The organism is Leeuwenhoekiella nanhaiensis, from assembly GCF_002744755.1.
Classification (GTDB): Bacteria; Bacteroidota; Bacteroidia; order Flavobacteriales; family Flavobacteriaceae; genus Leeuwenhoekiella; species Leeuwenhoekiella nanhaiensis.
In genome coordinates, this window is sequence record NZ_KZ319288.1 from 207,809 (window position 1) to 218,779 (window position 10,971).

The 10,971-nt window shown below is 40.9% G+C and carries 8 protein-coding genes; 2 read left to right on the forward strand and 6 right to left on the reverse strand.

The genetic code is table 11. From position 1 onward, the window contains the following. Positions 1-68: 68 nt before the first annotated feature. The 6 genes from CJ305_RS04625 to CJ305_RS04650 all read right to left on the reverse strand — a co-directional run bounded on the left by CJ305_RS04625 (position 69) and on the right by CJ305_RS04650 (position 8,946). Positions 69-290, reverse strand: coding sequence for a PGDYG domain-containing protein (locus CJ305_RS04625; protein ID WP_099645081.1), 222 nt, complete (start codon positions 288-290; stop codon positions 69-71). Between the two features lie 69 nt (positions 291-359). Continuing rightward, positions 360-2,546: a caspase family protein gene (locus tag CJ305_RS04630; RefSeq protein ID WP_099645082.1), complete on the reverse strand. Its 2,187-nt coding sequence runs from the start codon at positions 2,544-2,546 to the stop codon at positions 360-362. 6 nt (positions 2,547-2,552) lie between these two features. Continuing rightward, positions 2,553-3,059, reverse strand: coding sequence for a hypothetical protein (locus CJ305_RS04635; protein WP_099645083.1), 507 nt, complete (start codon positions 3,057-3,059; stop codon positions 2,553-2,555). Between the two features lie 44 nt (positions 3,060-3,103). Then, positions 3,104-5,104 carry a tetratricopeptide repeat protein gene (locus CJ305_RS04640; RefSeq protein ID WP_099645084.1) on the reverse strand — a complete coding sequence of 667 codons (2,001 nt, stop codon included), beginning with the start codon at positions 5,102-5,104 and terminating at the stop codon, positions 3,104-3,106. Between the two features lie 276 nt (positions 5,105-5,380). Continuing rightward, a complete protein-coding gene (locus CJ305_RS04645) occupies positions 5,381-7,843 on the reverse strand; it encodes a zinc-dependent metalloprotease (protein ID WP_099645085.1) in 2,463 nt (820 codons plus the stop codon). Positions 7,844-8,001: 158 nt separating this feature from the next. Beyond that, complete coding sequence (locus tag CJ305_RS04650; RefSeq protein ID WP_099645086.1) at positions 8,002-8,946, reverse strand: aldo/keto reductase; 945 nt, start codon at positions 8,944-8,946, stop codon at positions 8,002-8,004. Positions 8,947-9,129: 183 nt separating this feature from the next. Here CJ305_RS04650 and CJ305_RS04655 point away from each other — a divergent pair, with 183 nt between their 5' ends. Further along, on the forward strand, positions 9,130-10,278 hold the full coding sequence (locus CJ305_RS04655; RefSeq protein WP_099645087.1) for a sensor histidine kinase: 1,149 nt from the start codon (positions 9,130-9,132) through the stop codon (positions 10,276-10,278). A gap of 277 nt (positions 10,279-10,555) precedes the next feature. Then, complete coding sequence (locus CJ305_RS04665; protein WP_099645089.1) at positions 10,556-10,855, forward strand: hypothetical protein; 300 nt, start codon at positions 10,556-10,558, stop codon at positions 10,853-10,855. Positions 10,856-10,971 lie beyond the last annotated feature (116 nt).

Consider the following 10,971-nt stretch of genomic DNA (forward strand, 5'->3'; position numbering starts at 1 on the left):
CCGAAAAACACGTGTTTATAGGGCGACACGCATTTAAAATGGTGATTATCAGATTTGGGGGTACTCTTTTATTTTAAATCATAGGTTTTTTTAAATATCGAATCATCGCAGGCATAGAGCTCTCCCTGAATACCTTCCATCAACCAGTCACCGGGTTTACCCTGCATCATTCCTTCAAGAGTTTTAACCTGAAAAGCTTCGTGAATCTGTACACAGTTCACAGGTATGGGTTTCTTAACCGCTTTTTGCCAGTCACCAGCAACATCAGATTTTTTACTGAAGGTTTTCATTGGGTATTCCATTAAATGTTAAGACTGCTGATTGGTCTATAGACCTATAAAACTTTAGGCACTAGTAAATTACAATAAAAAATTTGTATCCAGGAATTGAATGAACGGGTCTTTCGGATTATTCGTTTCCATCAGCTGGGTATAGGCCGCATACGCATTGGTGTACATAGAATGTTTTTCGCGCGGACCTGCCAACACGACTGCATTTTCATAAAAACTTCGGGACTCTTCAAAATTTCCCAGATAGATATGCGCTTCGCCTAAAGTGGCCAGTTTCCAAAGACTGTCAAAATTATCCTCATCGCAGGAATTTAAAGCCTTCTTGGCATAACCCGTCATTTTTGAATGATCGTCATTTACAATCAGACTTAAAAACGCCAGATTGATTGCATGATAATAGATCTGACGGCAATCCTGATTGGCTTCCGCGAGCTCCAGTGCCTTTTTATAATATTTTGTTGCCGCTTCGCCGTCAGCGGTTTTAAATTCCTTTAAATACTTCCGTTTAAAACGACCGCCTAAAACTCCCATTACATCAGAATCTGCCTGAGACAAGGGATGTTTGCTCAAAATGGAAATAGCATCGTCTGCCCTTCCCAATTCTTCCAAAGCGTAAACCAACTGCTCCAGGCCGCGTTTATCAAGTTCCTGTGCTTTGGGTTCAAATTTCTCAACAACCGCCTGAAACTCGCCCGTCACCAGATTTTTATCAATAGCGTCAGTTTGTTCGGAAGTCGCATCTGCCGAGAAAAGACTATGCACAAGACTCATCACCTCGTCGTCTTCTGATTTGGGTTTAATCATCGAAAAGTGTGAGCCCTGAATCATTAGCGTATGCTCTTCCCGAAAAGGACCGAAAACAGATTCTGAGGTAACATACTCATCGTTAACCGCGGCAATCACCTTAAAATCAAAAGGATATTCTTCAAAACGCCGCGACCAATCTGCACGTAAACCTGTTATAAATTCGCCTGAAGCATCCAGATCCCTGTATTTTTTATTGAAGATTCGGTCGAGAAAGCCCGATTTCAATCCGGCACTGGGTGTACCAAAGAGCAACACATGACTAAGATCTTTGAGTCTGTTTTCCTTTAAATCAATCAGAGCTTTTTGTACGACGAGTCCGCCGGTGCCGTGAGCCAAAATGGCTATTTTCTCGTATTGTCTAAAACGGAATTTTAGGCAGGTGGCTAAATAATCGGCAAGCTTTTCAATATCATCAGCATCTGCCCAAATACTTTTTCCTAAATGCGGGGCTACATATTCTGAAAAACCAAAAGGAAAGAGATCCCATTCTTCAAAACGCGCATCCTGCATCAAAAACTGAGGCATTTCGCCAAAACTTGCAGCACCTTCGCCAACAAAACCGTGAACAAACAGAATCGCAGCCCGGGCATCCTCCCGTTTTCTGAATGCCGTAACCACCTCTGGTTTGTGCGATTTATCAACCGTGCGCTTCTGGGGCGTCGCTTCGGTGTTCACTTTGGTGCGCAGCTCCTGAGGAATATAACTCAATACAAAATCGTCGTAAATCTGAAGATTGGCATACGGTCGTTGTTCAGGCTTACGCTCAGGGACTTTCTTAAATATGTATTGAAAGACTTCAGAGATACGCACAAATTCTTCATCAAAAGATTCTTTATGCCTTCCTTTTAAAACTTCTATTAAACATTTGGTAAACAAACTGTTATGATCGCCATCTAGAATCCAGGAAAGCTGATCTTCGCGGCATGAAGATAAGATAGACATCCCTTTACCGTCGTCAACCTCCTGAGCCAGGCCTTCCGGATTTTGAAGCTTGCTAACTGTATTTGACACACCGCTTCCTACCTCTCCCCGGGTCATACCAGCCGCATGACAGCTGTCTAAAAAGAATATCAGCCTGCGGGAGTTTATCTTGTTTATTTTTTCCCTTAGTTCTTCAGCCTTTACCCAGGTCGTGTCGTAGTTATCCGGGTCAAAATCATTGGGAACCAAATAAAACTGATTCCAGGGCTCGTAAAATCCGCCGTGACCGGAGTAAAACAGCATCACAGAGGAATCTTCGTCAATCTTCCCTATCAGTTCATCGAAGCCTTTAAGAATGCCCTCACGGGTCGCATTTTTTTCGGTAAGTAGAATGATGTTCTCCTCCGGGTAACCCGCAAGTTGCTCATCAACCAAAATATTATAAATAGCGGTAGCGTCAAGAACGGTGGTAGGTAAATCGTTACCAACTCCTATGAGTAACGCGTATGCTTTAGAAAGTTTACTCATAGTTGTTTATTTTACCGTTGCATACAATTGTTCAACTACTTGCGCCTGATCATCGGTTATTGAAGGGTTTGCAGAATTAGCCAGATCAAGGGCTGCGTTGATGACTTTTTGTTGTTGAAAGGTGATTAAACCTATTTCAGATAACCGGGAAGACAGATTACTCGGATTTTGGTTTGTGGCTTCAATGCCGTGATTCCTTGCCTTTTGGTTTAAAAATTCCTCAAGCTCTTTTTTAACTTTAAGCACCCGCTCGTATGGAGAGCCCTGTGCTGAAACTGTCACAGACTTTGCTGAATCTCGCAGTTGAGGCGCCATCTTGCTTAAAAGTGTTTTGGCCTCATCTAGCTTATTTTGAAAGGTCATCGAGATTCCCGAGGCACTCGCGTCAAGCGATTGCATGCGGTTGATTGCCCCGCCAAAGAAGCTCTTAAACTTGAAGACGATTATCAAAAGGGTGAGCGGCCAGATGATCACACTAATCAGCTGTACCAAATCTCCAAAAGTCACAGTCATACTAAAGTTGGTTTTTAATTTTTTGACTTGTTTTCTATTCCGTTTTAATGCCAGTAGGTCATAATCGCTTTAAATTCGGGGGTATTGAGATAGGGTTTAAAGTGGGGATCGTATTGATATTTTGAAGAGGTATACAGATAGCCTGCAGCTACCGCACGTTTCAGGTAATTAAATACCTGGTCTTTATCACCAATGACCGCATAGTATCTGGAAAGTAAATAATCAATTTGTCCAAATTGATACTCGCCTCTTAAACTTTTGAGTAATTCAAGCTCCTCTTTTGCGGCTTCAGGATTGTCCTGTAGCGCGTAAATATTGGCTAAAAAGCCTATGACTGCTAAATCTTCAGGATCCTGCTCTTTTAATTTTTCAAATTGTTCCAAAGCTTTACCGTATGCCTTCGAGTAGTAATAAGCTCTTGCGATATCAAAATCAGCAGCCTCTCCTTCGGGCATTTTTAAAAGCTGTTTAAAGTAGACCGAAGCTGAATCCTCTCCCTGATTAATCAGGCTTTGTATTCCCGTATATAAGAGAAACTCGCTCTTTTGCTCCCCACTGAGTCTCAGACCTGGAGCCGTCAATAATTCCAACGGATCTTTACCCTTAGCCATGTAGGCTACCGCCAAAGGTTTCAAAAAATATTCCTGATCATTAAACCGGTACAAAGCGCCTGCATACTTAATGACCGAATCAAACCGCTTTAAAGCAAGATCTGAATAGGTTTTAATATAAACCCGGTTGGAGCAGTAAAAACAATTCTCAGCATCAGAGTCTTTGGTGTCAATTTCCTGAAACACCGTATCTATGATTTCAGGACGATTGATGTACTGCAAACCTACTGCAAGCATCGCTGCGTTGGTGTTCAATTCAAAAGGGGCCAGATCATACTCCCGCTTTAAATGCCGGTATACCTCCCGGTTATTTCCTTCTAACAACGAAGAATACATCTGTACTATATTCTGCTGTCTGGGATTTGAACTGAAATTTTTAGTAATGATCTTCAAAATGGAATCTGCTTTTCGGTAATGAAGCTGATCGTAATAATAGGTAAGCTGAAACAGGCGAGGTTCAAAGTACTTAGGATCAATTTCAATGGCTTTTTCAATTAATTCAAGAGTGCCATCATCATATACTGCTGCGTTCTTTGCCTCCAGAAAAGTCTCATAGGCCGCATATTTTGGAGGAGTTTCTTCAAAATCAGAATCTTTTTCTTCCGCAGTTATCAGGAAACCTAACAAACGTTGCTTGAGTTCTTCAATACAGTCTAAGGGATTATTGCTATCGCATTCAACAGGATCAAGCGAGATAAGGGTTTTATCCAGTTTACCATCTGTAATGCTACTTTGAAAGATGAGCCGGTTACCATTCAGAAAGAAATTACCAATTATGATCTGGGCGGGTTTAAAATAATCCTGTAAAACGGTATTTTTTTTACTTCCGCTGAGCTGAGACTTAATAATGTTTGAATAATCTTCTACAACCTGAGGAGTTACCACCTGAGCAATATCTTTTTGGGTGATTCCGTGGGTAATCCAATCTGCCGCCATTTTTCCAACAATATCCAGCGTATCTTTACCCGTATTATTTTCAAATTTTAGAACTCCAATTTTATCCGTGTTTTTAAGAGTTATAGGACCGGCCAGACCGGCCTCGTTGGGTACCTGATTTTTAAAGAAGTTGTTGCGCACTACAAAGAATAACACCAGTGTGATTAGACAACTTACAATAAATATGGAGAGAAAATAGTAGCGTTGAAAAGGGGTTTTACTGCCGAAAAAGCCTCTTTTAGAAGGCAAACTCCCCGTTTCAGCCATATGCTTTTTATGAATGGGAGCAATCTGAAATTTCCATATGTAGAAGATATACACCGGAAACCCTATTAGTAAAAGAATAAGCGCATAGGTTACCACACGGGGCGATAATCCCATAGGTTGCTGCAATGTAGAAATCACCTGAATTGCCAGCCAGCTGAATACTGCATAAATAGAAAGTTTCTTGAAAACTTCCTTATCCTGACATTCTTTTAAAAACGCATTAAACCTCATTTGTTAAAAATAGGAAATAGATTTGTTAAAATAAGTCATCAAATTATTGATTTTTAACAATTTATTTAGTAATATACTAAGGTGTAACAAATAAAGACCAACGATATGTCAAAAGATCCAAAAAAAGAAAGCAAAACTTCAAAAAGGGCAGAGGGAAGTAAAGATCAAAAACCTAAAAAAGACAAACCGAAAGGAGGGGTAACTATAAATCCCAGAAAAGACTAAAAAAAAGACCGGCAATTGCCGGTCTTTTCATTTTACATCATGTTTCAGGATTTAGCGTGGATCAAGAATAAGATCAATACGTTTATTTAAATCCTGTAAATGGTAACGGCTTAGGCTGTCACCCGTGCGGTTTGCAGCGCTAGCAGTTAAACGCTGAAGCGTGTTTAATTCTGCGCGGGCAATCGCTCTGATATCAGACTGACTTACGTTTACATCAGTCGCATTGCGACGTCCCTCCTGCTCTTTGGTAAGCAGGTACTCCAGACGATCAACATAAGCACGTTGTAAATTACGTCTGTAGGTGTCGATTTTTGCACCACGACGCAATTCACTGAATATTCCGTTTCTCAGGTCATCCATCATTGCAGTTAGCGTGTATGCTTCATTTCCATTGAGGGTTTCATTCTCAATGATACGCGCCATTCTTCCAAAATCAAGCACGTTATTCAACGTACGAGACTGTGTGCTGCGAATGCGCTCAACCATACCATCGTGCTCAATTCGGTTTAAAATTTCAGTATCTATCATCCACTCTGGAGTCTCAAAAAGTTGCTCATTTAAGAAGGCCATGCTTTCTTTTTGACGTTCTTTAGGCACAGGAATAAATACGGGACCTTCCTGGTCGTAAGTCTTATAATACTCATAAACACCACCTATGTTGTTGCTCACGTGCCCCATATAGCGGTTAAACTGGCCCAGAACCTGACCGTATAAGGTTTCCAAATCATCGTAGTTCTTACCATCTTCTGCCGTCCAGGTGATCAGGTTAGGAACAATGCGTTTTAGGTTTTCAATACCGTAATTACTGGCTTTAACCGCATCATCTCCCAGGTCTTCGGTCTGTGCACTTGGGTCAACAACTTCCCATTGCTGCGCACCAAAACGATACATAGGATCACCGGCGTGTTCTAAAATCCACTCATCAAGAATTGGCTTTTCTTCCTTTCCTTCTTTGTCCAAAATAGGTCTGTAACCCCATTTGATAGCGTATTTATCATAAATACCAATATTTGGCATCATGGAAACGCCTTCATCACCCGGCTGAGCGATGTAATTAAAACGGGCATAATCCATTATGGAAGGTGCGGTACCGTATTTTTCGGTAAAGCTCTTAGAACGTAACGAATCTACAGGATAGGCTACACTGCTTCCCATATTGTGGGGTAGTCCAAGGGTATGACCTACTTCGTGAGAAGATACAAAGCGAATTAAACGCCCCATAATCTCATCTTTAAAAGCTACACCACGAGCATCCGGATTGATTGCTGCGGTTTGTACAAAATACCAGTTGCGTAATAAGGTCATTACGTTGTGGTACCAGTTGATATCAGATTCTAAAATCTCACCACTACGAGGGTCGCTTACGTGCGGTCCGTTAGCATTCGGGATTGGAGAAGCTAAATAACGTACAACAGAATACCGTACATCTTCAGGAGACCACTCGGGATCTTCCTCTTTTGATGGAGGATCTTTTGCGATAATCGCATTTTTAAATCCGGCTGCTTCAAAAGCTACCTGCCAGTCTTCAATACCTTGTTTGATATAGGGTCTCCATTTTTCAGGGGTCGCGCGATCTATATAATACACGATCTGTTTTTTAGGCTCTACCAGTTCACCGGCTTTGAATTTTTCTACATCTTCCGGCTTTACTTCAAGTCTCCAGCGATCCAGATAACGCACGGTTTTACTTTCCTGAGCATCCAGCCCGTAATCTACCTGCCCTCTGGCAAACCAGCCTACGCGCTCGTCAAAATAACGTCGCTCCATGGGCTCTTTTGGCAATAAAACCATACTGGCATTCATCTCAACCGTAATTGAGCCTACGCTTTCATTACTGGGTGGATTCTTGGAATTGTAGGTTTTTACGTGACGTGCTTCAATATTCAGCGGATAACTCTTGAGGCTTTCGATATAGCTTCGGCCTTTATCTACCGAAGAAACTTTATACTCTTCACGATAATATCCCGGTAAACCTAAAGACTGAACATCATCACTGTACAGATCATTAACCTGAATAACCGTTTTTGTTGAATCTTTACTGATCGCTTTAACATCGAAAGAAAACAAAACCGGTTCAAAATTAGAATTGGTCACCGCCTCGTGAATAGGCAAGGAGTCTGCAGCAACAATCTGATGTGATACAACACGGAGTAATACCTTTTTATCTTTCTTTTCCCAACGTAATACTTCAGTATTAGCCTTACCTCCACCAAAACCAAGTCCTGTAGCGGTTTTGGCAATACGACTTACCATCAGCATCTCGCGGTTGAACAAACTGTCAGGAATTTCGTAGAAATAATCGTCATCTACCTTGTGTACGGTAAATAGACCGGCATCTGAGATTGCGTCTTTGGTAATTACCTTATCATAAGGTTTGAGACCATTTTTTGATTTTTCTTCTTTTTCACTGGAAGCTGAGGCAGCTCCTTTTTTAGCCTGCTTGGTACTTGCACAGGAGACCACGGTCATCACTGAGAAAGCAAAAGCAAGAATTGGGTACATTTTTATTTTCATAAAGTATTTTTTTGATCGCCCCAATTTAGAATTATGCTAAAACAAAACCTGTTAAGAAACTCTTAACAGGTTTTGTTAATTTTTCAAAAAATGCAACAACTGCCCGACGCTAGATGATTTTGATGAATGAAAAGCAAGCGTATTACCTAAATACTGATTTATTTTCTACGACTTGCATCATCCAGAAGTTGCAAATCCTCCTGATCCAATTGAAGTTTTAATGCTTCGTCAAAAGCTTTTAACTGAGACTCACTGGTAGCGCTTACAATAGGAGCTGAAATACCCGGTTGAGCCATCGTCCAGGCTATGGAAATCCCGGCCTGTGAAACACCGTGCTTTTTAGCTGTTTGTTGCAATGCTTTCAGCACAGCCTTTCCACGATCATCAAAGTATTTTTTAACAAAACGCTCCCGTTCTTTTCCCGAAGCATCAGCCGCATCATCATATTTACCGGTAAGAAAACCACTCGCGAGGGTAAAATAGCTATTTACGCTTAGATTATTTTCTATACAAAAATCCCGATAAGCATCTTCAAAAGCATCACGCTCCATCAGGTTGTACTCCGGTTGTATAAAAGTGTATTTAGGAAGGTTTTCGTCTTCTGCCAGTTTTAGAGCTTCCCGCATAACCGCTAGTGGGAAATTGGATGCTCCTATTTCACGAACCTTACCCGCTTTTATAGCATTGCGATAGACTGCTAATGTTTCGTGTTGCGGCGTGCTGTCATCGTATTTGTGACTGTAATACACATCGATATAATCAGTTTGCAGGCGTTTCAGGCTCAGATCGAGCTGTTCTGTTATATAGGGAATAGAAAGATCGGGGCTTCCCTTGCCCATAGGGCTTCCAACCTTAGTAGCGATAATCACTTTATCGCGGTTTTTACGGGCCTGCATCCATTCTCCCAAAACGGTCTCGCTCTCTCCCCCGTTATTCCCTTCGGCCCAATAGGAATACACATTTGCAGAGTCAATATAATTCAGGCCGCGATCCATAAGGGCATCCAGAAGTCTGAATGAAGTTTTTTTATCTGCTGTCCAGCCAAAAACATTTCCACCAAAAACCAGAGGTGGCATTTTAAAGCTTTGCATATCTGTTGTCATATTTTTTGATTTTCGGGTTTTACTAAAAATACAAAAGCCCAAGTGGGACTTTTACTACTCAACACCTAAATTTCTGTTAAGTCAAACAATACTTTTCGTTCTAAATCCCTTAACCAGTGTTTCATTTTTTTGTATTCCATTTAAAAAATGAATTATCTTTAAACTACCTCAAAACCAACATTGATGAATTACCTCAAAAAAGAACTCTACCAACTGGTAGCAGATGATCCTAGAATTTTTGAGTTTATTCAGGAATCATCTCTTGACGGAATGTGGTACTGGGATCTTGAAAATCCCGAAGAAGAATGGATGAATGCGAAATTCTGGACAACCCTTGGCTATGACCCTGCAGAAATGCCCCACAAAGTAGCTTCCTGGCAGAGTATCATTGACCCCGAAGATTTACAGCTTGCTATTGAAAAGGCTCAACGTCATTTTCAAGATCCTGATTATCCTTACGATCAGGTCGTGCGATACAAACACAAGCTGGGACATACCGTATGGATACGCTGCCGCGGTATCGCCATCAGAGATGAAAACGGTATTCCCAAACGTATGCTTGGCGCCCATACCGAAGTAACCGATCTTAAGGAAAAGGAAGAGGAACTGCGCAAAATAGTCGAGATTACGCGTGAGCAAAACGAAAAACTTCAGAATTTCACCCATATCGTCTCTCATAATTTACGGGCACATTCAGGTAATTTTGAGATGCTTTTGCAAATGGCAGCTCAGGAAATTCCGGGTATTGAAGAGAACGAACTCTTTCAGCATCTCAAGACCACGTCTGAAAATCTGATGGAAACCATCACGCATTTAAATGAAGTAATCCTGCCCGGCACCCGACTTAAAGATTCGCTCAATCCTATAAAGTTGCACGAATCTGTAGCGAAGACTATTAAAAACCTGAGCTTCCTGGCTCAGGATAACAATGTGACACTTATTAATGAAATAGATGCCAATATTGAAGTTATGGGAATACAATCCTATATCGATTCGATTATTTATAACCTGATTTCAAATGGAATCAAATATCGTGCTCAGGATAAGGAAAGTTATGTGCGTATTAGTTCGTCATTAATCAATGACTCGGTGCACATTAGCTTTGAAGACAATGGTTTAGGAATGAATCTCGACAAAATGGGCGCTAATTTATTTGGAATGTATAAAACCTTTCACGGCAATAAAGATGCTAAAGGGATAGGTTTATTCATATCGAAAAATCAAATCGAAGCTATGGGCGGAAACATCAAAGTGCGTAGCAAGCCCGGTCGGGGATCAACCTTTACAGTGGTGTTACCCTATCAACCGGTGAAAGTTGCGACTATATCTTAAGGAGGCGCAAGCAAAATCGATTATTAAGATTTGAACCAGCCGTACTAAAGTTCTGTTAAGCTGCAGTAAATCAAAAAATCGCCTGATTGAAATGGCGTAATTTAGTTGAAACAACCAACCAAATTACTATGAAAAATTTATTGCGAGCGCTTCTAGCGGGATACGGAGCAAAAAAAATAGGTGGCGGCCGTTGTGGCTGTATAGGAACTATCGTTGTATTTCTAATACTCTACTGGCTTCTGGGCTATGTTTTTAAGGTCTTTTAAACGTACTATCTATGAATCAACTACTTCTTAAAAACATAAGATTGTGTATACTGCTAAGTGTAGTCGTACTGCTATTACTTATTCCATTAGTCGCGATGCAGTTTAGCAGAGAGGTCAACTGGACGGGTTTTGACTTTTCGGTGATGGCGGTTTTGCTTTTTGGGACCGCAATTTTGTGTGAATTCATCCTGCGAAAGGTAAAAAGCTTTAAGAATCGCGTTTTAATTTGTGGAATTGCCTTGTTTCTGTTTTTCGTGCTTTGGGCCGAAATCGCAGTTGGTATTTTTGGCAGTCCGATAGCTGGAAGCTAAAAAAAATGTAAAATAACTAAGAATAAATCAACGAGCCATCTAGAGGAAAAGTAACCTAAATTTGAGTTAAGCCTTGTGTTATAATACACTTTGGTGATACTAATAAATCCATAAAA